Here is a 25,506-nt window from a genome sequence, read left to right on the forward strand (position 1 = left end):
ACCTCCCACCGTGTACGTAGCGCCCGGTGGTGGCAGCGGGAATACACCACCACCGCCGCCCCCTCCTCCACCGCCACCGCAGGAAACCAGCCCCAAGAGAACGACCAAAGGCGCGGCGACCCGGCTCCAGAATCTAGACAGTCTCATGGCATCAATTCAATTGAAATATTTGGTCACCGCATCTTATCGGCAGGACCCAACGATCTTTAAAAAAGAAAAACTGGCATCGATGAAATTGATATTTTTGTTTTCAATGCAGGCCTATTGAGCCATCCCGGTCTTCCAAACACGTTTGGCTGTTGAAGATAGGGCGGTTGCACCTCGCTTAATTAACGGCGGCGGCCAATGCGTACGCCCCGCCCCGCGCACGGACGAGATTTCAATCGACGACCCGACGGCGCGCCGGACTACTTTTGGATGCACTGCGTAACGGCATGCTGTCCTTCGTAGCAAGAGACAAGCAACAGGGGGCACACAATGAACAAGACCGAGGCCTTGGCGGCCATGGTGGAAGTGGCACGGATCGGGCGCGGCATGACGCCCGCCGATGCACTCACGCAGCTGGGCGAGCTGATCGCGCAGGAGTCGCCGGACGATCCGGCGCATGACGTGAAGGTCGAGAAGCTGCTGCGCCTCGGCGCCTGCATCTGGTCGCTGCGGCGCGGGGTGTTCCTGCCCGAGCCGCCCGGGCGCAGCGACGAAGCGGAGGCTGCGCCGGTGCCGCGACCCCGCGAGATCGCGCCCATCGGCACGGTGCCCGCGCGCGCATCACACCCCGTCTCCCACCACCCGGTGATCCCGGCCCTGAGCACGTCGGTGCACTACGGGCTCGCGACGGCCTTCACACCACCCGAAACTCCTCCACCACAAAGGCCGTGATCTCCGCCAGGAAGGTCTTGGCGTGCGCCATGGTGCGCTGGCCTTCGGGCGAGGCGAACGCGGCGTTCAGCGTGTCGGTGTTCTCGAACCACAGTTCCACGATGCCGTCGATCGGCAGCTCGGCGTAGCCGCAGGGCGTGCCCTTCTCGAACTCGCGCGCGACGACCACGTTCTGGCGGTAGCCGGCCACGCCGGGCATGCGGCGCACGTGGTCGGCGTGCACCTTCCATTCGCGGCGGAAATCTTCTTCCGACTGCGCGACCGGACGTCGCAGGGTCGAGATGCGCTTGAGCATCGCCGGCCCCGCCGACGATGCGGGCGACGGCGGCGCGATGACCTCGGTCTGCTCGACCGTCACGATGTGCAGCCCACCCAGGAAGTGCCGCTCGTCGGCGCGGATCTCCGTCGCCAGCTCGCCGGTGTTGAAGGCTGCATCGGCCTGCGCTGCCGCATCGAACTGCAGCTGCGAGAAGCCATCGAAGTCCCACGGGCCGCGCGCGAAGTCGATGCCGCGCTGCAGCCGGTCGGTCACGCGGTTCTGGCGGTAGGCGCGCAGCGTGGGCAGTCGCGCGACAAGCGGGCCGTGGCGTTCGCGCCAGTGACGGCTGAAGGCCTCGTCGGTCCAGCCGGGCTGCTTGCGGATCAGGCCCATGCGCAGGGTCGTCGTCGTGGGTTCGGTCATCGGTCGGTCTCCTTGTGGGCTTGCGCGTTCTGCGCCTCGGCGCGCGCACGTGCCAGGCCGGGCGCACGCTTGGCGAGCCACACACCGTGGCGCACGGGCCAGCGCTGGTACTGCGGATCGGCGCCGAGCGCGGCGGCCGCGTGGTGCGGCCAGTAAGGGTCGAACAGGGCTTCGCGGCCGAGCGCGACGAGGTCGGCCTGCCCGGCGGCGAGCACGGCCTCGGCCTGCTGGGCGTCGACGATCATTCCGACGGCCTGTGTGACCACGCCGGCCTCGCGCCGGATGCGTTCAGAGAACGGCACCTGGAAGCCCAGGCCACGCGGCACGGGCAGTGCGCGCGTCTCCTCGGTGAGGCCGCCCGAGGAGCAATCGATCACGTCGACGCCGCAGCGCTTCAGCTCGCGCGCGAGCACCACCGAGTCGTCGAGGCTCCAGCCGTCGAGCGTGCCGTCCACGGCCGAGAGGCGGCAGAACAGCGGCTTGCCGGTGGGCCATGCGGCGCGCACGCGCTGCGCGATTTCCAGCGCGAGCGACATGCGGTTCTCGCGGCTGCCGCCGAGCGCGTCGTCGCGGTGGTTGGCGTTGGGCGACAGGAAGCTCGCCACCAGGTAGCCGTGGCCGAAGTGCAGCTCGACCACGTCGAAACCCGCCTGGTCGGCGCGCACGGTGGCATCGACAAAGCGCTGCACGACCTCGGCCATGCCTGCGGCATCGAGCGCGCGCGGCGCCGACCAGCCGGGGCCGGCCGCGAGCGCGCTGGGGCCCAGGCGCTCCCAGGGCTCGTCGTCGGCCGCCATGCGCGCCGGGTCGATGGCCGCCCCGCCCTCCCACAGCGGCTCGCTGCCGGCCTTGCGGCCCGCGTGCGCCAGCTGCACGCCGATGGCGCTGCCTTGCGCGTGGACGAAATCGACCACGGCCTTCAGCGGTGCGATCTGGCTGTCGTTCCACAGGCCGAGGTCGGCGGTGCCGATGCGCCCGCGCGGATCGACGGCGGTGCTCTCGGTGAGGATCAGGCCCGCGCCGCCGAGCGCGAACTTGCCCAGGTGCACCAGGTGCCACGGCGTGGCATGGCCGCGCTCGGCGGCGTGCTGGCACATGGGCGAGATGACGATGCGGTTGGCCAGCGTGAGCTCGCGCAGTTGCAAGGGCTGGAACAGCAGGGGAAGAGATGAATCAGGCATGTGAAGAAATCAGGAGGCCGGCGCGGCCACGGGCCGCGTGCCGAGCCAGGTGCCGCTCATCACCGCGGCAAAGCCGAACAGGTGCCACCACGTGAGCACCTCGCCCAGCAGCAGCGCCGCGAACAGCACGCCGAACACCGGCACCCAGTAGAGAAAGACAGCCGTGCGCGCCACGCCGATGACGGAGATCGCACGGTTCCAGATGAGGTTGCCCGCGGCGGTGGCCGCGATGCCCGAGAACAGCACGAGCGCCCACGGCCACAGGCCGGGAAAGAGCTGCGCCGTGCCGAGCCGCGACGGCCCGAGCAGGGTGTGCACCACGAGCATGAACGTGCCGATGAGGTAGATGACCCAGCTGATCGACAGCGGATCGACCTGCCGCGCCAGCCGCTGCACGCCCACGCCGCCGACCGCGAAGCTCACCACCGACAGCGCGAGCATCAGGTCGCCGATGCCGGCGCTCGACAGCCCCGCGCCCGGGTGGCTGAGCACCACCGCCGCCACGCCCGCGAAGCCCAGCGCCACGCCCACCATGCGGCGCGCCGTGAAGCGCTCGCCGAAGACCAGCGCGGCCATCAGCGCCGACACCAGCGGGCTCAGCGCCATGATCAGCGCGCCGTTGGTGGCGGTGGAACGCAGCAGCCCCTGCGCGAACAGGATCTGGTTGCCATAGACCATGAGGAAGGCGCAGCCCGCCATCACCGCGAGCTGCCGCGCCGTGAGCTTGGGCACGCCGCCGCGCCGCCACAGCACGATGGCGCTGAGCGCGATGCACGCCACGCCCATGCGCAGCGCCGCCAGCGGCAGCGTCTCGAAGGAGGCGGTGAGCGCCTTCACGGCCGAGACGTTCACGCCCCACACCAGCATCGCAAGCAACATCCAGCCCTGCACGGACGCGGGCGTGACGCCGTGCGAGGGCGCGGCTTGGTTCACCTCAGCTCTCGAGGGCGTTCCACATTTCGATGTCGCGCTCGGCCGTCCAGATGCGCGGGTGCACGTGGCCGGTGGCCTCGTCGTAGGCACGGGTCACGTCGAAGGGCATGCAGTGGTCGAAGATCACCCAGTGGCCGTAGGTCGGGCGCAGCGCGGCCACGGTTTCCTTGTAGATCACGTTGAGCGACTTGCCCTCGGCCACGCCGTTGTTCACCAGCGTGTAGACGTCGGAGATGAAGGCGCGCGTGGAGGCAATCGCCTTGCGCACGTCGGCGGCGTTTTCCAGTGCGGCGCCGCGGCCGGGCACCAGCTTCTCGAAGCCGAAGCCGGCCAGGCGGTCGAGCGTGGTGGGCCAGTCGCGGAAGTAGCAGTCGCCTGCGTAGGCGGTGCTCTGGTATTCGACGAGGTCGCCGGCGAAGCAGATCTTCTGGTCTTCGAGGTAGGCGATGGTGTCGCCCTTGGTGTGGCCGCGGCCGACCTGCGCGATCTTCACCTCGAGCTTCTTGCCGAGCCACACGCTCATCGTGCCGTCGAAGGTCATGGTGGGCCAGGTGAGGCCCGCGGGCACCGACTCGACATTGCGGAACAGGCGCGGGAAGCGGCCGATCTCGCTGGCCTTGTCCTGCTCGCCGCGCTCGACGATCAGGTCGTAGGTGTCGCGGCTGGCCAGGATCTGCTCGGCGCCTTCCTTGAAGTACGCCGACGCGCCCAGCACGCGCACCGCGTGGTAGTGGCTCAGCAGCACGTACTTGATGGGCAGCGGCGTGACTTCGCGGATGCGGCGGATCACGTCCTGCGCCATGGCGGGCGTGGCCTGGGTGTCGACCACCATCACGGCCTCGTCGCCGATGAAGACGCCGGTGTTGGGGTCGCCCTCGGCGGTGTAGGCGTAGGCGTTCTCCGAGAGGCGGGTGAACGAGACCTTCTTTTCTTCGAGGTCGGCCTGGCTGGCGAATTTCTTGGTGGTCATTGGGGTTCCTTTGATGTGAGCAGTAAGAGTCAATGCGTGCCGAGGTACGCGGACTTCACCTTGGGGTTGTCGAGCAGCTCGCGGCCGGAGCCTTCGAGCGTGATGCAGCCGGTTTCGAGCACGTAGGCGCGGTCGGCCACGCCCAGCGCCTGCTTGGCCATCTGTTCCACCAGCAGGATCGTGAGACCCGAGCTGCGCAGCTGGCGGATGGCATCGAAGATGTCCTTGATGATGAGCGGCGCCAGGCCCAGCGAAGGCTCGTCGAGCAGCAGCAGACGCGGCTCGCTCATGAGCGCGCGGGCAATCGCGAGCATCTGCTGCTCGCCGCCCGACAGCGTGCCGGACAGTTGATGCGCGCGTTCTTTCAAGCGTGGGAAGCGCGCGAACTCGCGTTCGATGGCGCGCTCCACGAAGGCCTTGTCGTTGCGGCGCGAGTAGGCGCCCAGCATCAGGTTCTCGCGCACGGTCTGGTCGGGGAACACGCCGCGCCCTTCGGGCGACAGCGCCACGCCCAGGCCCACGCGCTGGTGCGCGGGCACGTGCGTGCAGTCCTTGCCGTCGATGAGCACGCGGCCTTCGGCCACGGGCTCCAGCCCGACGATGCTCTTGAGCAGCGTGCTCTTGCCGGCGCCGTTGGCGCCGATGATGGTGACGACCTCGCCCGCGCGCACTTCCAGGCTCACGCCCTTGACGGCCTCGATGGCGCCGTACGAGACCTTCACCGATTCGATTTTCAACATGATGGTTTCGGTCCTCTGGCTCAGGCGGGCACGGCGGCCATGTCTTCTTCGTCGTCCACGCCCAGGTAGGCCTCGACCACGCGCGGGTTCGACTGCACCTCGGCCGGCTTGCCTTCGGCGATCTTCACGCCGTAGTCGAGCACGATCACGTGGTCGGAGATCGACATCACCAGGTCCATGTGGTGCTCCACCATCAGGATGGACACGCCGCACTTTCCGATGCGCACCAGCAGTTCGCCGAGCTCGGCCGTCTCCTGCGGGTTGAGGCCGGCGGCGGGCTCGTCGAGCAGCAGCAGCTGCGGCTCGGTGGCCAGCGCACGCGCCAGTTCCACGCGGCGCTGCAGGCCGTAGGGCAGGCTGCCGGCGGGCCAGTGCGCCAGGTGGCCCAGGCCCACGAGGTCGAGCAGCTGCAGCGCGCGTTCGCGCGTGGCGCGCTCCTGCTTGCCGGCCGTGGGCCAGGCCACGAGCGACGACAGGAAGCCGTTGCTCATGCGGCTGTGCCGCCCGAGCATCACGTTGTCGAGCACCGAGAGGTCGGCGAACAAACGCAGGTTCTGGAAGGTGCGGCCCATGCCCAGGCAGCAGATGGTGTGCGCCGGCTGGCCCACGATGTTGCGGCCCAGGAAACGGATCACGCCCGCGTCGGGTTCGACCACGCCGGTGAGCATGTTGATCATGGTGCTCTTGCCGGCGCCGTTCGGGCCGATGAGCGCGTGGATGTGGCCGCGCTGCAGGCGGAACGACACGTCCTGCGCCGGCTTCACGCCGCCGTACGACTTGGTCACGCCCTGCACCACCAACAGCTCGCCTTCGCCGCCGGGACCGATCTGGCCCGGCACGCCGCTGCCGCCCGCCCCTTCGCCGCGATGGCGCGACTTCAGGAACCACTTGTTGAACAGGCCCACCACGCCGCCCGGCATCACGTACAGCGCGAACAGCAGCAGAAAGCCGTACAGGAAGTGCTGCGCCGAAGGCCAGCGCGCGAGCAGCGCGTCGGTCGCCGTGAGCAGCACCGCGCCCACGATGGGGCCGTACATCGAGCCCGCGCCGCCGAAGAGCACCAGCAGCAGGATGAAGATCGACAGGTGGAAGGTGATGAAGTCGGAGTTGATGTACTGGTTCTGCTGCGCCACGAGCGCGCCCGCGATGCCGCAGGTGACGGCCGCGACCACGAAGGCCATGACCTTGGCGCGGTACACGCGCACGCCCACCGACGACGAGGCGATCTCGTCCGCCTGCAGCGACAGCAGCGCGCGGCCGAAGCGGCCCTGCAGCAGGTTGCGCAGCAGCAGGTGCAGCGCGGCGCTGAGCACGATGCCAAGAATCACCCATTGCACGCTGCTCAGCGGCTGGCCGTTCCAGGTCAGCGGGCGGATGCCGTAGATGCCCTGCGCGCCGCCGAACACGTCGGTCCATTCGCCCACGAGCTTCTCGACCACGATGCCGAAGGCCAGCGTGACCATCGCGAGGTAGGGGCCCTTCACGCGCAGCGAAGGCAGCGCAATGAGCACGCCGCACACGCCCGAGACGACGGCCGCGATCACCAGCGCGAGCCAGGGGCTCAGCTCGGTGCGCGAGGTGATGAGCGCGACCGCGTAGGCACCGGCCGCGAACAGGCCGGCCTGGCCCAGCGATTTCTGGCCTGCGTAGCCGACCAGCACGTTCATGCCGGCGGCGCACAGGTAGTAGACGCACATCATGAAGGCGATGCGCAGGTAGTAGTCGTTGCCGGACAGCGAGACCAGGCCGCACAGCACGGCCGCCACCAGCACCACGGCGGCGGGATGGACGAGGCGCTTCATACCTTCTCCACCGTCGAGCGGCCGAACAGGCCCGTGGGCCGGAAGGCCAGCACCAGGATCACGAGCGCGAACACCGCCACCTCGCGCCACTGCGCCTGCCAGAGATTCACCATCGACTCGAGCACGCCGAGCAGGAAGCCGCCGATGACGCAGCCGCGCGGGTTGCTCAGCCCACCGATCATGGCGCCCGAGAAGCCCTTGAGCCCCACGGTGAGCCCCATGAACAGCGATGCCTGCGCGATGGGCGCGAGCAGAAAGCCCGACAGCCCCGCCAGCGCCGAACTGACGACGAAGGCGCCGATCATCATGGCGTTGGTGTTGATGCCCATGAGGCTCGCGACGTTGCCGTTCTGCGCGACAGCGCGCATGGCCTTGCCGATCATGGTGCGGTTCATCACGCGGTCGAAGCCGATCATCACGACCACGGCCACGCCCAGCGTGAGCAGTTCCTGCGGGCGCACGCCCACGCCGAACATGCGGATCACGGTGTCGCCCACGGGCGCGGGCACCACCACGGGCTTCGGGCCCCAGATGGCCAGGCCCACGCTCTGCAAAATCACGCCGAAGCCCAGCGTGCTCATGACCCAGGCCATGCCGGGGCGGCCCGCAAACGGGCGCACGCCGAGCACGTAGAGCAGCCAGCCCAACAGGCCCATCACGCCGAGCGCGGCGACCAGCGCAAACAGCTGCGCGCCCGCGCCGGGCACGGCGTCGCCGAAGGTGGTGGAACTGAGCGGCTTGCCCAGCACGAGGAACAGCGCGCTCATGCCGATGAACGCGCCGGCCGAGACGAACTCGCCGTGCGAGAAGTTCAGCGTCTTGGTCGTCGTGAACGTGATGCTGAATCCGAGCGCCACCAGCGCATAGGCACCGCCGACGGCGAGCCCGCTGATGAGCGCCTGCAGGAGCGCTTCAACCATGGTGTGTATCTCCGTTGCGGAACGGGGCGGTGCCCCGTTCCTTTTGTCTCAGACGTTTATTGCTTGAAGTCGGCCGGCTTGAGCGCACCGATCAGCGCGTCGCTGTAGGGCAGCAGCTTGCCGTCCTTCCAGCGGATCCAGACCAGGTCCTTGGCCGTGAGGGCTTCGTGGTTGGTCTTGCTGAAGGGCTTCTCGTAGGTCTTGAGCACGCCCTGCACCGGCGTCTTCAGGTCTTCGAGCGCGGCACGCACGGCGGCGCCGTCGGTGCTGTTGGCCTGCTTCATGGCCTGGGCCAGCAGCAGCACCGAGTCGTAGCCGTGCAGCGCGAACGAGAACGAGCCCGGTGCCTTCAGCTTGCTGCCGATGCGGTCGAACAGTTTCTGCTGCACGGGCGTGCGCGTCTCGCTCACGGTGCGCATGAAGATCGGTTTCTCGGCCAGCGCCTTGCCGGCCGCGTCGTAGAAGGTGATGTTGTCGGCCGCCCACGAGGTGAGCGTCAGCGGGAAGTAGTTGATCTTCTCCATGCTGCGCACCAGCTGCGCGATGGGCGTGCCCTGCGCCCACACCACCACGGTGTCGACGTTGGCGGCCTTCATCTTGCTCAGCTGCGAGGTCATGTCGGTGTCGCCGACGCCGAAGCGCTCGGTGGCCGCGATCTTGATGTCCTGCAGCTTGGCGATTTCTTCCATGTCCTTCAGTCCGCCCTGGCCGTAGCCGGTGGTCTCGGCCATGAGGCCCACGACCTTGGAGCCGGCCGTGTTGCGCTTCACGTAGGCCATGAGCGCGGCGACCTGTTCGCGGTCGACCATCGAGACGCGGAACATGTAGTTGTCGGCGCCGGGGCTCATGGGCTTGGTGATGTCGGTGCCCGAGCCCACGTTGCCCAGCACCGGAATCTTCTTCTGGTTGGCGATGTGCTTCCAGGCCATGGCGTTGCCCGAGTTGGTGGGGCCGAACACGGCGACGACCTTCTCGTTGTCGACCAGGTCGCTCATGTTCTGGATCGACTTCGGCGGTGCCGAGACGTCGTCGCGCGTGACCAGCGTGAACTTCCGTCCGAGCGCGCCGCCGGCGGCGTTCAGGTCGGCAATGGCCGCTTCCATGCCCAGCACCGCGGCCTGGCCGCTCTGCGCCGAGGGCGACGCCGAGAGGTCGCCGTTGTAGCCGAGCTTGATGTCTTGCGCGTAGGCGCCTGCCGAGAACGCAGCGAAGGCGGCGGTCGCGAGCAGGGTCTTGTACAGACGGATCGTTTTCATTCTTTGTCTCCTGAAGGGTTGACGGACGGGGAACGGGAAATCGAAAAGGAAGAGGCGTGGCTCAGACGGCGAGGAAGCCGCCGTCCACCGGCAGCGTGATGCCGGTGACGTAGCGCGACATGTCGCTGGCCAGGAAGATCACCGGGCCCACCAGGTCTTCGGTCTGGCCGACGCGGCCCAGCGGGATGCGCGTCATGAACGATTCGAGGCGCTGCGGGTTCTCGCGCGTGGCGGCGGTCATGGGCGTCTCGATCACGCCGGGCGCCAGTGCGTTGACGCGCACGCCGGCCGGTGCGAGCTCCTGCGCCAGCGACTGCGTGAGCATCTTGATGGCGCCCTTCGAGGGCGAGTAGCCCAGGCTCGCGGCCTGCCCCGCGTAGGCGGCGATGGAGGCGATGTTGATGATCGAGCCCTTCGTCTGCTTGAGCACGGGGATGAAGGCCAGCGTGGTGTTGAAGGTGCCGTGCACGTTCACGTCGATGGTCTTCTTCCAGTTGGCCGCGGCGTTCGGGCTGCTGGTGGTCTCGCGGATGATGATGCCGGCGTTGTTCACCAGCAGGTCGACGTGGCCGACCTCTTGCGCCACGCGCGCCGCCAGTGCCTGGCAGGCCTCGGGCGCGGTGACGTCGAGCACGAACGACCAGGCTTCGCCGCCTTCGTTGCGCACCAGCTGCGCGGTCTCGGCCACGGTGGCTTCGTTCATGTCGGTGACGACGACGCGCGCGCCCGCCTGGGCCAGGCCGAGCGCGAGCGCACGGCCGTTGCCCTGGCCGGCGCCGGTGATCAGCGCGAGGCGGCCTTCGAGCAGGCGCGGTGCGACGTGAGGAGGAAAGGGCATGGTCGGCTCCTTGGGTTGACTATCGGAACGGGGTCAGGCGCCGCGCGGCACGGCCACGGCTTCGCGCTGCTCGACGTGCAGGGGCACGGCGGCCTCGGCCTGCGCGACCTGCAGGCCCGCGACATAGCCGAAGGTGAGCGCCGGGCCGAGCGTGATGCCCGCGCCGGGGTAGTTCCCGCCCATCACGCTGGCCGCGTCGTTGCCGACGGCGTACAGGCCCTTGATCGGCTGACGGTCGGCGTCGAGCACGCGCGTCTTCTCGTCGGTGACGAGGCCGGCGAAGGTGCCGATGTCGCCGATGACCAGCTTGATCGCGTAGTACGGGCCGTTGTCCAGCGGCGCGACGCAGGGGTTGGGCGTGATGTTGGCGTCGCCCTGGTAGCGGTTGTAGGCCTTGCTGCCCTTGCCGAAGGCGGGGTCGTCGCCGGTGCGCGCGCCCTGGTTGAACTCCTGCACGGTGGCTTCGAGCGCGGCAGGGGCGATGCCGATTTCCTTGGCCAGTTCGCCGATGCTCGCGCCGCGCTTGAGGTAGCCGGTCTTCAGGTGGCGGCCGATGGGCAGCGGCGCGGGCGCGACGCAGCCCAGGCCGTAGTCGCGCAGCGCCTTGTGGTCGCACAGCAGCCAGGCCGTGACCTCGGGCTCGCCCTCGCAGGCCTTGACCATCGCCTGTACGAAGTCGTGGTACGAGTTGCCCTCGTTGGCGAAGCGCTTGCCCTTGGGCGTGACCGCGATCACGCCGGGCTTGGCGCGGTCGATGAAGTGCGGCATGACGCCCTTGCTGCCGTCGGGCCGCGTGGTGACCGAGGCCGGCACCCAGGCCGCGGCGTGCGGGATGGTGCCGTCGACGCGGCCGCCCACGGCTTCGGCCAGGCGCAGGCCGTCGCCGGTGTTCGTGGAAGGCGACGGCGAGTAGTGCTCCTTGCCGGTCGGTGCGTGCGGGAACAGCTGCTTGCGGCGTTCCACGTCGTAGGGGAAACCGCCGCAGGCCAGCACCACGCCGCGTTTGGCGGTGATGCGCACCGTCTTGCCTTCGTGCTGCACCACGGCGCCCGAGACGCCGTCGTACTCGACCACGAGCTTCTTCACGGGCGACGAAAGCCACACGGGAATGTCCAGGTCCATCGCGGCCTTGGCCAGCCGGCCGGCCAGCGCGTTGCCGTTGGTCAGCGTCATGCCGCGGCCGTGGCGCACCACGTCCAGGAAGTGCCGGGTCAGGCGCTTGGTGACGTACCAGAACGAGGTCGGCGACTTGAAGGCCCGCATGAAGTGTTTGATCTCGGGGCCCGAGCCCAACATCATCCCGAACACCGTGAGTTCGGGCAGCGGCGGCGCCAGGTGCTTGATGCGCGCGCCGAGCTCGCGGCCGTCGAACGGGCGCGTGACCATCGAACGCCCGCCGGGCTGGCCGCCGGGCGCTTCGGCGTGGTAGTCGGGGAAGACAGCCGGCATGTCGAACTGCACGCAGGTCTGGCGCGTGAAGAAGTCGATGGCCTTGGGGCCCATGTCGAGGAAGGCGCCCACGCGCGCCGCGTCGAAGTGCGTCGTGGTCTCGTGCTTCATGTAGTCGAGCGCCGCGCCGGGCGGCTCATGGATGCCTTGCTCCGTGGCCAGGCGCGTGCCCGGAATCCACAGCCAGCCACCCGAGCGCGCGGTGGTGCCGCCGAAGCGCGGCTCTTTCTCGACCACCAGCACCTTCAAACCCTGCGACGCCGCCGTGACGGCGGTGGCCATGCCCGACGCGCCGCTGCCGACGACGAGGACATCGCATTCCCACGTGTTCTGTTCCATCTCTGCCTCTGTTCGCTCTCGTGTTGTGTGTACGACTTAAGTTGCGGCGGAGTGTAGGCAGCGATGTTGATATGGTCAAGTCGTTTAGTTACTATCAGATGATCAGTCATTGTCGATTGAACACGACAATATCAGTAGAAACCCTGATGGCTATACTCGCTCCCACTCTCAACCCCCACGCCGGGCGCCCCATGGAAAAGCCAAGACGTGGCATTCAATCCGTCGAAATCGGAACGCAATTGCTGGTCGCGCTCGGGCGGCACGTGGCGCCCATGGCGCTGCGCGATCTCGGCAAGGCCGCCGGCGTGCCGGTCGGCAAGGCGCACCCCTACCTGGTGAGTTTTCTGAAGGTCGGCTTCGTGGTGCAGGACGGCACCGGCCGCTACGAGCTGGGCCCGCTGGCCCTGCAACTGGGCCTGGCCAAGCTGCAGCGGCTCGACCCGATCAAGGAAGCCTCGCCCCTCATCGAAGCGCTCGCGTCGGAGACCGAACAGAGCATCGCGGTCGCGGTCTGGGGCAACTTCGGGCCGACCGTGGTGCGGCTGGAAGAGCCGATCCACCCGCTGCACGTGAACCTGCGCACCGGCACCGTGATGTCGCTGGCCTACACGGCCACGGGCCGGCTGTTCGCGGCCTACCTGCCGCCGAAGGTGGTGGAAAAAATGATGCTTGAGGACCTGGCGCGCACGCGCCCGGCCGACGGGCGCGGCGCCAGCGAAGAGCTGTCGAAGTCGCAGATCGAGGCGCTCCTGGTCGAGACGCGGCTGCACGGCGTGTCGCGCACGCTGGGCCAGCCGATCCCGGGCATCGACGCCTTCTGCGCGCCGGTGTTCGACTCGACCAACAACCTCGTGCTGGGCATCACGGCCATGGGCCCCGAGGCCACCTTCGACAGCGACTGGAACGGCCGCGTGGCCGTGCCGCTGAAGGCCTGCGCACTCGAAATCTCGCGCCGCCTGGGCTTCGTGCCCACCGACGAAGCGGGCTGAACCGCCGGCCCGTGCCGTGTAGGCAGGCGCTCACGCGCTTGGTTTGCCTTATCCCGCACGCGCGGGCCGCAGACGCGGCCACCGTAGAGGCCTACCTACCTCACGGAGACCGGTCATGAAAAGCATCATCCTTTGGCTCTGCGGCGTCCCGCTGATCGTGATCATCGGGCTGAAGGTGTTCGGCATTCTCTGACCGGCCACGAGCCACGACGAACGATCCCGCTTCCTCCTCACGGCGCTTCTTGCGCCGTTACAGCGCCCCTCCCGGGGCGCTTTTTTTGCGGATCGATCCGGTCAGTGCCGCTCAGTGGGTATTGCGCCGCAGCTGCTGCACGTCTTCATGCAGCGAATGCGCCCAGCTGCGGCGTTCGCGGCTGTACGAAGGCTGCGGCTCGCCGAAGCGCACGATGGCCAAGAGCGGCGGCGCGCGCAGCGTGTTCCACACCGAGGCCAGCAGGTTGTCGTCGTCGATGTAGCGCGGCGCCTGGCTGGTCTCGCCGGTGGCGGCGTCGGCAAAGCGCAGCGCGGCCGGGATCACCGGCGCGCCCGAGGAAATCGCGGCCTGCAGCAGGTTGGCGTGGAACGGCAGCAGGCCGCGCCCGTCGCTCGTGGTGCCTTCGGGGAACACGCCGATCAGGTCGCCGCCGCGCAGCGCCTCGGTCATGTGGTGCACCACGCGCATGGCGTCGCGCCGGCGTTCGCGCTCGATGTAGAGCGTGCCCGAGCCCGTGGAGAGCGTGCCGATCACCGGCCACTGCTTGACGTCCGACTTCGACACGAAGCGCACATGGCGCGCCGCATGGATGGCGGTGATGTCGAGCCACGACAGGTGGTTGCAGATGAGCAGCGCCGGCCCGTGCGCGGGCGGCTCGCCCTGCACGCGCAGCGTGACGCCCATGATCTGCAGCATGCGCGCCGACCAGGCCTGCACGCGCGCGTTGCGTTCGTCCTGCGGCAGGCGGGGGAAGGTGAAGCGGATCGTCCACCAGCCCGACAGCGCATGCGAGGCCGCATGCAGCAGGCGCCAGCCGGCCTTCAACGAGTGCAGCATCTGGACGCGGGCCCTCTTCTTCTTTTTGACGGCGTGCCGTGTGGCGGGCGGCTGTCGCTCAGCCGTGCACGACGCGACCGGCCACCAGCGTGTGGCGCGCGCGCCCCTGCATCGGGTAGCTGGAGAACGGCGTGTGCTTGCCCTGGCTGCGCAGCGCCTCGGGCACCACCTGCCATTCGAGCGACGGATCGGCGATGCACAGGTCGGCCACGCCGCCCTCGGCGATGCGGCCGATGCCGCTGGCCGCGTCGGCCGCGTTCAGCAGGCGCGCCGGCGCCGAGGTGACCACCTCGATGGCGCGCGACAGGCCCGCGCCGCTGCGCTCGCCCCACTGCAGCGCGAGCGGCAGCAGCAGTTCGAGGCCGGTGGCGCCGGGTTCGGCTTCGGCAAACGGCAGGGTCTTGGCGTCGGCCTCGACCGGCGTGTGGTCGGACACCAGCGCGTCGATGGTGCCGTCGGCCAGCGCGGCCGAGAGCGCGTCGCGGTCGCCCTGCTGGCGCAGCGGCGGGTTCAGGCGCGCGCGGCTGTCGAAGAAGCCGATGTCGGTGTCGGCCAGGTGCAGCGAGTTGATGCTGACGTCGCAGGTGATCGGCAGGCCCTGGGCCTTGGCCTCGCGCACCAGCGCGACGCCGCGAGCGCTGGAGATGCGGCACAGGTGCACGCGCGCGCCGGTGCTCTTCATGAGCTCGATGATGGTGAAGATGGCGATCGTCTCGGCCGCCACCGGCACGCCGCCCAGGCCCAGCCGCGTGGCGAGCGCGCCGCTGGCGGCGACGCCCTTGCCGAGGTCGCGGTCCTGCGGGCGCAGCCACACGGTGTAGCCGAAGGTGCTGGCGTACGACAGCGCGCGCTGCAGCACCTGCGTGTCGGCCAGCGGCACGTCGGCCTGGCCGAAGCCGATGCAGCCGGCCTCGGTGAGCTCGGCCATTTCGGTGAGCACGCCGCCGGCCAGGTTGCGCGTGAGCGCGCCGAGCGGGAACAGGCGCGCGCACTGCAGTTTTTCGGCGCGGAACTTGAGCATCTCGACCAGGCCCGGCTCGTCGAGCACGGGGTCGGTGTCGGGCGGGCACACGAGGCTGGTCACGCCGCCCGCGATGGCCGCGGCCATTTCGCTTTCGAGCATGCCTTCGTGCTCGTAGCCCGGCTCGCGCAGGCGCGCGGCGAGGTCGACGAGACCGGGGGTGACGATGCAGCCCGTGGCGTCGAGGGTGCGCTCGGGCTTGAAGCCGGCCGGTGCGCGCCCGATGCCGGCGATCTTGCCGTCGGCGATGGCGATGTCGGTGGGCTTGTCGGTGCCCGAGGTGGGGTCGATGACGCGGCCGTTGGTGATGAGGATGTTCATGCTTCGTTACCTGCCACGATGCTCATCACGGCCATGCGGACCGCGATGCCGAAGGTGACCTGCGGAAGGATCACGCTCTGCTTGCCGTCGACCACGGCGGAGTCGATTTCGACGCCACGGTTGATCGGGCCCGGGTGCATCACGATGGCGTCGGGCTTGGCCAGCTGCAGCTTTTCCTGCGTGAGGCCAAAGGTCTTGAAGAACTCCTGCGACGAGGGCAGCAGCGCACCGCTCATGCGCTCGTTCTGCAGGCGCAGCATGATGACGACGTCGCAGTCCTTGATGCCTTCTTCGAGCGTGTGGCACACGCGCACGCCCATGCCGGCCATGTCGGCGGGCACCAGCGTCTTGGGGCCGACCACGCGCACTTCGGCGCAGCCGAGCGTGGTGAGCGCATGGATGTCGGAGCGCGCCACGCGCGAGTGCAGCACGTCGCCGACGATCGCGACTGTGAGGTTCGAGAAGTCTTTCTTGTAGTGGCGGATCGTGTACATGTCGAGCAGCCCCTGCGTCGGGTGCGCGTGGCGGCCGTCGCCGGCGTTCACCACGTGCACGTGTGGTGCGACGTGCTGCGCGATCAGGTACGGCGCGCCCGACTCGCTGTGGCGCACCACGAACAGGTCGGCGGCCATGGCGCTGAGGTTGGCGATGGTGTCCAGCAGCGACTCGCCCTTGGTGGCCGAGGAGCGCGCGATGTCCAGGTTGATGACGTCGGCCGACAGGCGCTTGGCCGCGATCTCGAAGGTGGTGCGCGTGCGCGTGCTGTTCTCGAAGAACAGGTTGAACACGCTCTTGCCGCGCAGCAGCGGCACCTTCTTCACCTCGCGGTCGCTCACGCTGGTGAAGTTGGCGGCCGTGTCGAGGATGTGCGTGACGATGTCCTTGGGCAGGCCCTCGATCGACAGCAGGTGGATCAGCTCGCCGTTCTTGTTGAGCTGCGGGTTTCGCTTGTAGAGCATTAGGTGTTGTCCTCCACCTTGAGGCTGAAGGCGCCGTCGTCGGCGCGTGCGAGGGCTAGCAATTGGGTGTCGGGCAGCTTGAGCGTCGTTGCTGCGAAGTCGGCGGCGACGGGCAGTTCGCGGCCACCACGGTCGACCAGCACGGCGAGCCGCACACAGGCGGGGCGGCCGAAGTCGAACAGCTCGTTGAGCACGGCGCGGATGGTGCGACCCGTGTAGAGCACGTCGTCGAGCAGCAGCACGTCGGCGCCGTTCACGTCGAAGGGCAGCGCGGTCTGCGCACTGGCCGAGAGGCCGCGGCGCGCGAAGTCGTCGCGGTGCATGGCCGACGAGATGACGCCGGGGGCACCGGCCAGGCCCAGGTCTTTCTGCAGGCGCTCGACCAGCCAGGCGCCGCCGGAGGTGATGCCCACCAGTTTCGTCTCGGGGCGCATCAGCGCCTTCACGCCGGACAGCAGCGTCGTGTAGAGCGCTTCGGCATCGGGGATTGAACTCACGGGAGACTCCTCAAAAACTGTTCCAGGATGATGCAGGCTGACGCGGCGTCGGCGTCGCGGGCGCCGGACGACAAGGCCTCGGTGGTGCTGTAGCGCTCGTCCACCTCGAACACCTGGAGATTGAAACGGCCACGCAGCTGGCGCGCGAACTTCTGCGCACGGCGGGTGTTCTCGTGCGGGGCGCCGTCGGGGTGGTAGGGCACGCCGACCACCAGCGCGTCGGGCTGCCATTCCTTGATGCGCGCCTCGACCTGGACAAAGCGGGCGTCGGCGCCCTCGGCCTTGATGGTGGCCTGCGGGGTCGCCGTGCGCAGCAGCCGGTTGCCGCTGGCCACGCCGGTGCGCTTGGCGCCGAAGTCGAAAGCCAGGAAGCTCTGGAAATGCGCAGGAACGGCGGCGGGAGCGGGAACGGAAGCAGGGGCGGATGCAGGCGCGTCGGACATGACGTCGCTCATGCGTGGCCCGCGTCGGGAGACAAGGTCCAAGCCTCGAGCCCCAGCAGCATCAACGCCTTGTCGTAGCGCTTTTCCACCGGCGTATCGAAGATCACGGCCGGGTCGGCCAGCACCGTGAGCCAGCTGTTCTCGGCCAGTTCGGACTCCAGCTGGCCCTCGCCCCAGGCCGAATAGCCCAGCGAGACCAGCACCTTGCGCGGGCCGGCGCCGGTGGCCAGGGCCTCCAACACGTCCTTGGAGGTGGTCATTTCGAGCCCGCCGGGGATGGTCATGGTCGAGGCGTAGACCGATTCCTCGGGTTTCTCGGCCTGGGTGAACACCGGCTCGTGCAGCACGAAGCCGCGCTCGGTCTGCACCGGGCCGCCCTGGAAAACGGGGGCGTCGCCCAGCTCGGGGCGGGCCAGGTGCAGCTCGATCTTCTCGAACAGCACCTTGAGGTTGATGTCGCTGGGTTTGTTGATCACCAGCCCGAGCGCACCGCGCTCGCTGTGTTCGCAGAGGTAAACGACGCTGCGGTTGAAAGTTTTGTCTTCCATCCCCGGCATCGCGATCAGAAAGTGATGCGTCAGGTTCATCGGGGCAGAATCGGCAGCCATATGCCCCCGATTTTACTGGCCGTCGACAAGACCTATCCCAAAGGGCTCATGTGGTTTCGCCGGGACCTGCGGGTGGACGACAACGCAGCGCTGTACCGGGCGCTGCGGGCCTGCCGGCAGGTGGTCTGCGTTTTCGTGTTCGACCGGGCGATCCTGGACGCCCTGCCCCGCGCGGACCGGCGGGTCGAATTCATCCGCGAATCGCTGGTGGAGCTCGAAGCCGAGCTGCGCGGCCTGGGCAGCGGGCTCATCGTGCGGCACGCGGTGGCCGCCGAAGAGATCCCGGCGCTGGCCCACACGCTCGACGTGCAGGCGGTGTTCGCCAACCGCGACGACGAGCCCGACGCCCTGGCGCGCGACGCCCGCGTGCTCGGCGCGCTGGCCAACACGGGCATCAGCTTTCACACCTTCAAGGACAGCACCGTCTTCGACCGCGACGAGGTCATGACCAAGGCCGGCCTGCCCTACACGGTGTTCACGCCGTACAAGCGGGCCTGGCTGGCGAAGGTGGATTCGTTCTTCCTGAAGTCGTACCCCGTGCGCAGCCACGCCGACGCGCTGGCCCCGCCGCCCCCGGCCCTGGGCGGGCCCGTGCCCACGCTGGGCGAGATCGGTTTTGAAAGCACCAACCTCCAGACGCTGGAGATTCCCACCGGCACGCGCGGCGCCGGCGCGCTGTTCGAAGATTTCTTCGAGCGCATCGACCGCTACGACGAGGCGCGCAACTTCCCGGCCGTGCGCGGCCCGAGCTACATGGGCGTGCACCTGCGCTTCGGCACGGTGTCGATCCGGCAACTGGCCAGCGTGGCGCACCAGCTGGCGCTGCAGGGCAACACCGGCGCCGCGACCTGGCTCAGCGAGCTGGTCTGGCGCGACTTCTACTTCCAGATCCTGGCGCACTTTCCGCATGTGCATGCGAACGGCGAATCGAAGAGTTTCCGCCCCGAGTACGACAAGATCCAGTGGCACCACGGCAAGCACGCCGACCAGCTCTTCGACGCCTGGTGCGAGGGCCGCACCGGCTACCCGCTGGTCGACGCCGCGATGCTGCAGATCCGCCAGAGCGGCTACATGCACAACCGGCTGCGCATGGTGGTGGCGAGCTTCCTGTGCAAGGACCTGGGGCTGGACTGGCGGCGCGGCGAGCGCTACTTCGCGCTGCACCTGAACGACTACGAGCTGGCCTCGAACAACGGCGGCTGGCAATGGGCCAGCTCGACCGGCTGCGACGCCCAGCCCTACTTCCGCATCTTCAACCCGGTGACGCAGAGCGAACGCTTCGATCCCGAGGGCAAGTTCATCCGCCGCTACCTGCCGCAGCTCGCGGGCCTGTCGAACGTGGCGATCCATGCGCCGTGGCTGGCCTCGCCGGTCGAGCTGGAGGCGGCGGGCGTCAGGCTGGGCGAGAACTACCCGAAGCCCGCGGTGGACCACGCGGAGGCGCGGGAGAAGACAATGCAGCGCTATGCGGCGGCACGCGCCAAGGCCCTGCAAAAGCCGTAACCCAAGAGAAAAGGGCCCCGAAGGGCCCTTTTTCCTTTGCGCGCCGATCGCCGGCGCTGCCGAAGCCGGTCAGGCCACCGCCAGCGCGGCCGGCTCGCTCGTGTACGCACGCACCAGACGCAGCAGTTCCTCTTCCGAGTACGGCTTGCCCAGGTAGTGGTTCACGCCCAGGTCGCGGGCGTACTCGCGGTGCTTCTCGGCGATGCGCGAGGTGATCATGATGATCGGCAGCTCGGCCAAGGCCACGTCGGCGCGGATGTTGCGGGCCAGGTCGAAGCCGTCCATGCGCGGCATCTCGATGTCCGACAGCACCACGGCCGGGCGCTCCTGCTGCAGCCGTTCGAGCGCCTGCAGGCCGTCGGCCGCAAGCGACACGCGATAGCCTTCGCGCTGCAGCAGGCGCTGCGTGACGCGGCGCACGGTGATGGAGTCGTCCACCACCAGCACGAGCGGAATCTGCGGCACCACCGGGGCAAAGGCGGCCGGCGTCTGCGGCGCGCCGGTGTCCACCGAAGCGGCATGCGTCGGCGCGGCCAGCGCGGCGGTCTGGCGCGCACGCGCCTGGTCGCCATGCACCGCGGCCAGCGCCACCGGGTTGTAGATCAGCGCCACCGCGCCCGAAGCCAGCACCGAGATGCCAGCCAGGCCGGGCAGTCGCGCGAGCTGCGGGCCGAGGTTCTTCACCACGACTTCCTGATTGCCCAGCACTTCGTCCACGTGCAGGGCCACGCGCTGCGCCGCGCTTCGCACGATCACCAGCGTGTTGTTCTTGGTGGCGGCGTGCTCGCTGCGAATCGAATGCTGCAGCAGCGCGCCGGCCCAGTAGAACGGCACCTGCTCGCTGCCGAAGGCAAAGCTGTGGTTCAGGTAGGCGGCCTCGAGGTCGGCGCCGCTCACGCGCTGCACGAGTTCCACGAGGTTCGACGGCACGCCGATCGACACCTCGCCCGCGCGCAGCATCACCACGTGCGTCACGGCGGTGGTCAGCGGCAGCACCAGCTTGAAGGTAGTGCCCTGGCCCGGCGTGCTGTGCGTTTCGATGCGGCCGCCGAGCGCGGCGATCTGCGCGCGCACCACGTCCATGCCGATGCCGCGGCCGGCCAGTTCGGACACCTGCCCGGCGGTGGAGAAGCCGGGCTTGAAGATCAGCTCGGTGGCTTCCTCGGGCGACAGGTCCTGGTCGGGGCCGAGCAGACCCAGGGCGCGGGCGCGTTCGGCGATGCGCTTCTGGTCGAGGCCGGCACCGTCGTCACGGAAGCTCACCGACACGTCGTTGCCTTCGTGGTGCAGGTCGATGACGATGAGGCCACTGGCGTCCTTGCCGGCCTTCTCGCGCGCCGCCACATCCTCGATGCCGTGCGCCACGCAGTTGCGCAGCAGGTGTTCGAAGGCGGGCGTCATGCGGTCGAGCACGCCGCGGTCCATTTCGATGGAGCCGCCGACGATGTCCAGGCGCACCTGCTTGCCGGTGTCCTTCGAGGCCTGGCGCACCACACGGTACAGGCGGTCGGAGATGCCTTCGAACTCCACCATGCGCGTGCGCAGCAGGCCGCGCTGCAGTTCGCGCGTCTGGCGTGCCTGCACGCTCAGGTCGTCTTCCGTGGCCTGCACGGTCTTCTGCAGGGTGCGCTGCACGGTGGCCACGTCGTTCACCGACTCGGCCATCATGCGCGTGAGTTCCTGCACGCGGGTGAAGCGGTCGAACTCGAGCGGGTCGAAGCTCTGCTGCGAATCCTTGGCTTGCGCCAAACGAGACTGCATCTGGCTTTCGGCCTGCACCTCGATGTCGCGCAGCTGCTGGCGCAGGCGGTCGAGGTTGCCCGTGAGGTCGGCGAGCGAGCCGCGCAGCTGGCCCAGTTCTGCCTCGAGGCGCGAACGCGTGATGATGACCTCGCCGGTCTGCGCGACCAGGCGGTCGAGCAGCTGGGTGCGGATGCGCACGGCCTGGCCCGACGCTGCACGCAGCGGCGCGAGCAGGGCCGGCGCGGGGCGCGGCAGCAGGGACGACGGTGCTTCCACGGCGGATTCGGCAGAAGCCGCTTCAGCCTGGTCGTCGTTCGCCGACTCGCGCACCTCGGGCGCCGCCTGCACGCGCTGGATGGCGGGTGCGGTCGGGCTGGCGGTGGCGATCAGCTGGGCCACTTCGACCTGGGCGGCGTCGTCGGCCGCGCGCAGGGCATCGAAGGTGTGTTGCAGCGTGTCCAGGCGCGTGAGCAGTTTCTCGATGTCGGCCCGCTCGGCCCCCTGGGAGCCCAGCAGTTCGATCTCGGACTCCATGCGGTGCGCGCGCTCGCCCAGGCGCATGGCGCCGGCCAGCCGTGCGCTGCCCTTGAGCGTGTGCAGCGTGCGCAGCACCGAGGCGCGCGGCGCGGCGTCGTCGGGGTGGTGCGACCACTGGCGCAGCGCCTCGCCCAGCTGGGGCATCAGTTCGGCAGCCTCTTCCTCGAAGATCGGGAACAGGTCGACGTCGACCGCATCGGCCAGGTCGATGGCGTCTTCGTTGTCGTCCAGTACCACGTCGGCAAAGGCGTCGTTGGCGACGACCTGCTTGGGCAGCAGCGTCTCGAAACGGGCCGCGGCAATTTCGGGCGGCATCGGCGCGGCGGCGATTTCGCGCAGCGCCTGCAGCGTGGCTTCGGACGGATCGCGCAGGAAGCCGACGGCGAACTGGTGCAACAGGCGACGCAGCTCGTCGGCCGCGGCGACCAGCACGACGCCCTGCTCGCGCGTGCCGCTGCCCTGCATCTGCAGGTGCTGCAGCGCCGATTCGAGCAGGCGGGCCATGCCCGAGAGGCTGTGGAAGCCGACGGTGGCCGAGCTGCCGGCCAGCGAGTGGGCCAGCGCGATGGTCGAGTCGGGCAGGCGCTCGTGGGTTTCGAGCGCCCATTCGCCGACATCGGTCGCCAGCTGGCGGGACCATTCGTCGGCTTCGTTGAGGTAGACGTTGTACAGCGCGATGCCGATGCGCAGCGGGCCGATCACCTTGACCTGGTCTTCGGCGCTCGGCGCGATGGAAGACTCGGGTTCAGGAATGGCCTCGGCCAGCACGGGCTCGGGCTCCGACACGGGTTCTGGTTCGGCCACGACGGCTGCGGGCAGCTCCTCGACGACAACGGGGGCCTCGGGGGCGGCTTCGATGGCCGCCGACACAGGTTCCGGCTCCGGCTGCAGTGCTTCGACCGGCACTTCCAGCGCCGGCAGTTCTTCGGCCGCTTCGATGACCTCGACAGGTGGCACCGTCTCGGCGACAGGCTCAGCAGCAGCAGCCAGCGGCAGCGGCTCCGGCGCCCATTCGAGATCGGGCAGGCCGGACGCGGTCGGCATCGTCGCTTCGATTTCCGGGGCGGGCTCGGGCTCGGCGTGCGACACGGCGGGCTCGGCCGGTGCATGCGTCTTCGGGGGCGCGAGGAAATCGAAATCGTCGCCGCTGGGCAGCACGTCGAGCGGCGCGGGCGCTGTGCTCTGCTTGCCTTCGAAGTCGAGGAAGTCGGTGGAGGCGAAATCGTCGTCGGGCTCGGGTGTGACAGGCTTGGTCGGTGCGTGTGGCGCTTCTTGCGCCTGCTGCCAGTCGGAGAAGTCCAACGTGGCGTCAGGGGCGGCGACATCTTGCGGCGTCAGCGACAGGTCGGGGAGCTCGGGCAGCTCCGGCAATGCGAGCGGCGCCGGCTCCGCGGCGATGTGGCGTGCGGCCACCGCGAGCGCTTCGGCGTCGGCCACGCGCACCGGTGTGGGCACGGGCTCGCCGGCCAGCAGCGCGTTGGCCACGCGGCTGAACGGTGCCGAGTGCCAGGTGCCCGCATCGCCGGCGGCGATGGCTTCGACCCACTGGCTGAAATCGCGCAGCATGCGCTCGGTGCTCGACAGCAGCTCGGGCGTGGCATCGCGCTGGTCGGCCAGCCAGGTGTTGAGCACCTGCTCGAGCGACCAGGCGGCGTCGCCGAAGTCGGTGAGGCCGACCATGCGCGAACTGCCCTTGAGCGTGTGGAACGCGCGGCGCAGGATGGTGAGTTCTTCGGTGTCGCCGGGACGGTTGCCGAGCGCGGCGATGGCGGCCAGGCCGTTGCCCACCACTTCACGGGCTTCGTCCAGGAAGATGTTCTGCAGGTCGTCTTCTTCGAGCTCGGTGACCTCGGTGTCGGGCAGCGCCGACGGGCCCGTGATCTTGGTGGTCCAGCTCTCGGCCTTGCGGCTGAATTCCTCCAGCGGCGACGGCTTGGTCTTGCGGTTGGGCGTGGCCAACGCGGCGAGCTTGGAAGCGATCTGCGCGTCGACTTCCTCGATGCTGAGCACGGGCTCGGCGGCCGGTGCGGCAGCGCCTTCGGCCGGGGCCGCGGCGTCGATGGCCTGGCGGCCCATCAGCGGCTTGAGTTCGCCCGCTTCGGCGTCGAACACGAACAGGCGCTTGGCCAGTGCGGGCTGGTAGCCCAGCATGTCGATGAGGAAACCGAGCGCGCCCAGGTTGTTGCCGAGCGCGTCGAAGGTGGCCATTTCCTCGACGGGCGAGCGGTTGACCTGCAGCATCTGCTCGACGTCGTCGCGCATGCGTTGCACGGTGTGCGCGGCCTGCTCGAGCCCCAGCACCGAGAACACGCCGCGCATCTGCATGAGCTGCGTGGGCACGGTGCGCAGCAGCGGCTTTTCGGCCGGGCGGCGGAAGTACTGGTCGAGCGACTTCTCGAGTTCGCTCAGGTGGCTGCGCAGCTCGTCGACCACGGTGCCCATGGTCTGGCGGTCGCTGACGCGGCGGTACAGGTCCTCCATCCACGGCTCGAGCGGCTCGGAACGGCCGCCGTCGCGCACGCGCTCGATGCGGCCGGCCAGCTGCAGCGTGCGGGCCGTGAGCTGCGGGTCGCTGGGGTCGAGGTCTTCGAGCGCGGCTTCGAGGTACAGCACCGAGGTGGCGACTTCCATCGCCAGTTCGGTGTCGGGCGGCTGGCCGGAACGCACCGAGGCGTCCACGGCGTGCGTCAGCGCCTGCACCATCGGCTGGCTCGGCGGGTGCAGCTTCAGCAGCGATTCGCCGAGCTGCGCGAAGGTGTCGGCCACCTGCCGCGTGCGCGTGATGTCACCGCCCGAGAGCGCCGACCACATTTCCTTGGCGGTCTCGATGCGCTTGCGCGCCTGCGAGAGCACCAGCGGGTCGAAGCGGCCGAACTGCACCACGGTGTAGTCGACGCGCGGCTCCTGCGTCACGCCCCAGGCGCTGCGCACGGTGCGCAGCGTGGCGGCGTCGTCCTGCGCGCCGGGCACGGCCTGGGCGCAGAAGAAGAGCAGGTCCTGGCCGAGGCGGTCGGACACCACGCTGTCGCCGCGCGCCAGCGTGGCGTACTGCAGCAGCACGCGCGAGGCGGCGCGCTTGACGTAGGTGTCGGCGGGAATCAGGCCCAGCGCGAGGGCTTCGAAGAAGCCCGCGGCCAGCGTCCAGAAGCTCGCGACGCGCGGCAGCAGCGCACCGCGCCCGAGCCCCAGGCACAGCGCATGCAGCCGTCGCGCGGCCTGCGCGTCGCCACTCTTGACCAGCTGCAGCACCTCGCGGTCGAGCCGCGAGCGCACGGCCGGGTCATAAGCGAGCGCGGCTTGCGTGAGGGCAGGCTTGACCTCGACCCAGCGCCAGGCGGTGCTCCACAGGTCCGCCGGATGGACGCGCTCATTGCCGCCCAACTCCAGCACGTCGCGGTACTGCGGAAACAGCGCCACCGACGACACGGCCTTGCCGGCCAGCAGTGCGCTGAGGAAATCGGTGACGGCAAAGCCGGCGCGCTCGATCTTGTGCACGGCACTCTCGGTGCAGCGCTGCGGTTCGGCGATGAAGCCCTGCACCGCGAATTCGATGGTGCCCAGCACCAGCGCAGGCGAGCTGTGGCCCACCATCTGCAGCGCGCCGACGGCCTGGTGCAGTTGCTGGCGGGCCATCTGCAGCGGACCGCTCTCGGGCTCCGTGGCGCTGCCCACGTCGCGCACGAAACGCCGCAGCGACTTGCCGACACCGTCGAGGGACTTCTGGATTTCTCCCAGCACCCAGGCCAGCGGCCCGAGGTCTTCGGTGGCCGGCATGTTGCCGGCAAGGGGGGCCGTGGCAGGGGTTTGAATCGACACGTGGTTGCTCGCCGTTCTTATCTATCTGT

General features: G+C 69.1%; 21 protein-coding genes. 4 read left to right on the plus strand and 17 right to left on the minus strand.

Going from position 1 to position 25,506, the window contains the following annotated elements:
* Positions 1-10: 10 nt before the first annotated feature.
* Complete coding sequence (locus AC1RGU_RS20505; protein WP_492697665.1) at positions 11-268, plus strand: hypothetical protein; 258 nt, start codon at positions 11-13, stop codon at positions 266-268.
* Positions 269-477: 209 nt separating this feature from the next.
* Complete coding sequence (locus AC1RGU_RS20510) at positions 478-879, plus strand: hypothetical protein (RefSeq protein WP_492697667.1); 402 nt, start codon at positions 478-480, stop codon at positions 877-879.
* On the opposite strand, the gene AC1RGU_RS20515 is transcribed toward AC1RGU_RS20510, so the two are convergent.
* The 10 genes from AC1RGU_RS20515 to AC1RGU_RS20560 all read right to left on the minus strand — a co-directional run bounded on the left by AC1RGU_RS20515 (position 842) and on the right by AC1RGU_RS20560 (position 11,989).
* Positions 842-1,561, minus strand: coding sequence for an EthD domain-containing protein (locus AC1RGU_RS20515; protein ID WP_492697668.1), 720 nt, complete (start codon positions 1,559-1,561; stop codon positions 842-844). The genes AC1RGU_RS20510 and AC1RGU_RS20515 overlap by 38 nt on opposite strands.
* Positions 1,558-2,742 carry an NADH:flavin oxidoreductase/NADH oxidase gene (locus AC1RGU_RS20520; RefSeq protein ID WP_492697670.1) on the minus strand — a complete coding sequence of 395 codons (1,185 nt, stop codon included), beginning with the start codon at positions 2,740-2,742 and terminating at the stop codon, positions 1,558-1,560. The genes AC1RGU_RS20515 and AC1RGU_RS20520 overlap by 4 nt, the downstream gene beginning before the upstream one ends.
* Before the next feature lie 9 nt (positions 2,743-2,751).
* Positions 2,752-3,675 (minus strand): DMT family transporter, encoded by a 924-nt coding sequence (locus AC1RGU_RS20525; protein WP_492697672.1) that lies wholly within the window; start codon positions 3,673-3,675, stop codon positions 2,752-2,754.
* Position 3,676: 1 nt separating this feature from the next.
* The gene (locus tag AC1RGU_RS20530) at positions 3,677-4,645 is read right to left on the minus strand and encodes an MBL fold metallo-hydrolase (RefSeq protein WP_095746773.1); all 969 of its coding nucleotides are present in this window, start codon (positions 4,643-4,645) and stop codon (positions 3,677-3,679) included.
* Positions 4,646-4,674: 29 nt separating this feature from the next.
* Positions 4,675-5,385 (minus strand): ABC transporter ATP-binding protein, encoded by a 711-nt coding sequence (locus AC1RGU_RS20535; RefSeq protein ID WP_095746774.1) that lies wholly within the window; start codon positions 5,383-5,385, stop codon positions 4,675-4,677.
* Between the two features lie 20 nt (positions 5,386-5,405).
* The gene (locus AC1RGU_RS20540) at positions 5,406-7,187 is read right to left on the minus strand and encodes a branched-chain amino acid ABC transporter ATP-binding protein/permease (RefSeq protein ID WP_492697674.1); all 1,782 of its coding nucleotides are present in this window, start codon (positions 7,185-7,187) and stop codon (positions 5,406-5,408) included.
* Positions 7,184-8,107: a branched-chain amino acid ABC transporter permease gene (locus AC1RGU_RS20545; RefSeq protein ID WP_062469725.1), complete on the minus strand. Its 924-nt coding sequence runs from the start codon at positions 8,105-8,107 to the stop codon at positions 7,184-7,186. Before AC1RGU_RS20545 ends, AC1RGU_RS20540 begins: the two co-directional genes overlap by 4 nt.
* 56 nt (positions 8,108-8,163) lie before the next feature.
* Positions 8,164-9,363: an ABC transporter substrate-binding protein gene (locus AC1RGU_RS20550; protein WP_492697675.1), complete on the minus strand. Its 1,200-nt coding sequence runs from the start codon at positions 9,361-9,363 to the stop codon at positions 8,164-8,166.
* Between the two features lie 61 nt (positions 9,364-9,424).
* Positions 9,425-10,201, minus strand: a complete 777-nt coding sequence (locus AC1RGU_RS20555; RefSeq protein ID WP_139704791.1) for an SDR family NAD(P)-dependent oxidoreductase — start codon at positions 10,199-10,201, stop codon at positions 9,425-9,427.
* Between the two features lie 33 nt (positions 10,202-10,234).
* Positions 10,235-11,989 carry an FAD-dependent oxidoreductase gene (locus AC1RGU_RS20560; RefSeq protein WP_492697677.1) on the minus strand — a complete coding sequence of 585 codons (1,755 nt, stop codon included), beginning with the start codon at positions 11,987-11,989 and terminating at the stop codon, positions 10,235-10,237.
* Positions 11,990-12,180: 191 nt separating this feature from the next.
* Between AC1RGU_RS20560 and AC1RGU_RS20565 the strand changes: the two genes are divergently transcribed.
* A complete protein-coding gene (locus AC1RGU_RS20565) occupies positions 12,181-12,978 on the plus strand; it encodes an IclR family transcriptional regulator (protein ID WP_492697678.1) in 798 nt (265 codons plus the stop codon).
* Positions 12,979-13,282: 304 nt separating this feature from the next.
* Here the strand turns inward: AC1RGU_RS20565 and AC1RGU_RS20570 are convergent, their stop codons facing one another.
* Genes AC1RGU_RS20570 through AC1RGU_RS20595 form a run of 6 tightly spaced genes read right to left on the minus strand, consistent with a single transcriptional unit; the run spans position 13,283 to position 17,878 of the window.
* Entirely contained in the window at positions 13,283-14,029 is a 747-nt protein-coding gene (locus AC1RGU_RS20570) for a lysophospholipid acyltransferase family protein (protein WP_070062753.1), read from the minus strand.
* A gap of 58 nt (positions 14,030-14,087) precedes the next feature.
* Complete coding sequence (locus AC1RGU_RS20575) at positions 14,088-15,371, minus strand: dihydroorotase (RefSeq protein ID WP_492697679.1); 1,284 nt, start codon at positions 15,369-15,371, stop codon at positions 14,088-14,090.
* Entirely contained in the window at positions 15,368-16,330 is a 963-nt protein-coding gene (locus AC1RGU_RS20580; protein WP_056577783.1) for an aspartate carbamoyltransferase catalytic subunit, read from the minus strand. The genes AC1RGU_RS20575 and AC1RGU_RS20580 overlap by 4 nt, the downstream gene beginning before the upstream one ends.
* Entirely contained in the window at positions 16,330-16,827 is a 498-nt protein-coding gene (gene pyrR, locus AC1RGU_RS20585; RefSeq protein ID WP_492697681.1) for a bifunctional pyr operon transcriptional regulator/uracil phosphoribosyltransferase PyrR, read from the minus strand. Before pyrR ends, AC1RGU_RS20580 begins: the two co-directional genes overlap by 1 nt.
* Positions 16,824-17,282, minus strand: a complete 459-nt coding sequence (gene ruvX, locus AC1RGU_RS20590; RefSeq protein ID WP_492697682.1) for a Holliday junction resolvase RuvX — start codon at positions 17,280-17,282, stop codon at positions 16,824-16,826. The genes pyrR and ruvX overlap by 4 nt, the downstream gene beginning before the upstream one ends.
* Complete coding sequence (locus AC1RGU_RS20595) at positions 17,279-17,878, minus strand: YqgE/AlgH family protein (protein WP_095948042.1); 600 nt, start codon at positions 17,876-17,878, stop codon at positions 17,279-17,281. Before AC1RGU_RS20595 ends, ruvX begins: the two co-directional genes overlap by 4 nt.
* Between AC1RGU_RS20595 and AC1RGU_RS20600 the strand changes: the two genes are divergently transcribed.
* Entirely contained in the window at positions 17,879-19,381 is a 1,503-nt protein-coding gene (locus AC1RGU_RS20600; protein WP_492697683.1) for a cryptochrome/photolyase family protein, read from the plus strand. It begins immediately after the preceding gene.
* 69 nt (positions 19,382-19,450) lie between these two features.
* Here the strand turns inward: AC1RGU_RS20600 and AC1RGU_RS20605 are convergent, their stop codons facing one another.
* A complete protein-coding gene (locus tag AC1RGU_RS20605) occupies positions 19,451-25,477 on the minus strand; it encodes a hybrid sensor histidine kinase/response regulator (protein WP_492697684.1) in 6,027 nt (2,008 codons plus the stop codon).
* Positions 25,478-25,506: the final 29 nt, after the last annotated feature.

The organism is Variovorax sp. GW823-FHT02B07, assembly GCF_058797695.1.

Coding starts and splice junctions, on each gene's coding strand:
- AC1RGU_RS20520 (WP_492697670.1), bottom strand. CDS start 2,742: ATGCCTGATTCATCTCTTCCCCTGCTGTTCCAGCCCTTGCAACTGCGC.
- AC1RGU_RS20515 (WP_492697668.1), bottom strand. CDS start 1,561: ATGACCGAACCCACGACGACGACCCTGCGCATGGGCCTGATCCGCAAG.
- AC1RGU_RS20565 (WP_492697678.1), top strand. CDS start 12,181: ATGGAAAAGCCAAGACGTGGCATTCAATCCGTCGAAATCGGAACGCAA.
- AC1RGU_RS20510 (WP_492697667.1), top strand. CDS start 478: ATGAACAAGACCGAGGCCTTGGCGGCCATGGTGGAAGTGGCACGGATC.
- AC1RGU_RS20545 (WP_062469725.1), bottom strand. CDS start 8,107: ATGGTTGAAGCGCTCCTGCAGGCGCTCATCAGCGGGCTCGCCGTCGGC.
- AC1RGU_RS20595 (WP_095948042.1), bottom strand. CDS start 17,878: ATGGCTGCCGATTCTGCCCCGATGAACCTGACGCATCACTTTCTGATC.
- AC1RGU_RS20530 (WP_095746773.1), bottom strand. CDS start 4,645: ATGACCACCAAGAAATTCGCCAGCCAGGCCGACCTCGAAGAAAAGAAG.
- AC1RGU_RS20540 (WP_492697674.1), bottom strand. CDS start 7,187: ATGAAGCGCCTCGTCCATCCCGCCGCCGTGGTGCTGGTGGCGGCCGTG.
- AC1RGU_RS20600 (WP_492697683.1), top strand. CDS start 17,879: ATGCCCCCGATTTTACTGGCCGTCGACAAGACCTATCCCAAAGGGCTC.
- AC1RGU_RS20535 (WP_095746774.1), bottom strand. CDS start 5,385: ATGTTGAAAATCGAATCGGTGAAGGTCTCGTACGGCGCCATCGAGGCC.
- AC1RGU_RS20555 (WP_139704791.1), bottom strand. CDS start 10,201: ATGCCCTTTCCTCCTCACGTCGCACCGCGCCTGCTCGAAGGCCGCCTC.
- AC1RGU_RS20570 (WP_070062753.1), bottom strand. CDS start 14,029: ATGCTGCACTCGTTGAAGGCCGGCTGGCGCCTGCTGCATGCGGCCTCG.
- AC1RGU_RS20550 (WP_492697675.1), bottom strand. CDS start 9,363: ATGAAAACGATCCGTCTGTACAAGACCCTGCTCGCGACCGCCGCCTTC.
- ruvX (WP_492697682.1), bottom strand. CDS start 17,282: ATGAGCGACGTCATGTCCGACGCGCCTGCATCCGCCCCTGCTTCCGTT.
- AC1RGU_RS20560 (WP_492697677.1), bottom strand. CDS start 11,989: ATGGAACAGAACACGTGGGAATGCGATGTCCTCGTCGTCGGCAGCGGC.
- AC1RGU_RS20575 (WP_492697679.1), bottom strand. CDS start 15,371: ATGAACATCCTCATCACCAACGGCCGCGTCATCGACCCCACCTCGGGC.
- AC1RGU_RS20580 (WP_056577783.1), bottom strand. CDS start 16,330: ATGCTCTACAAGCGAAACCCGCAGCTCAACAAGAACGGCGAGCTGATC.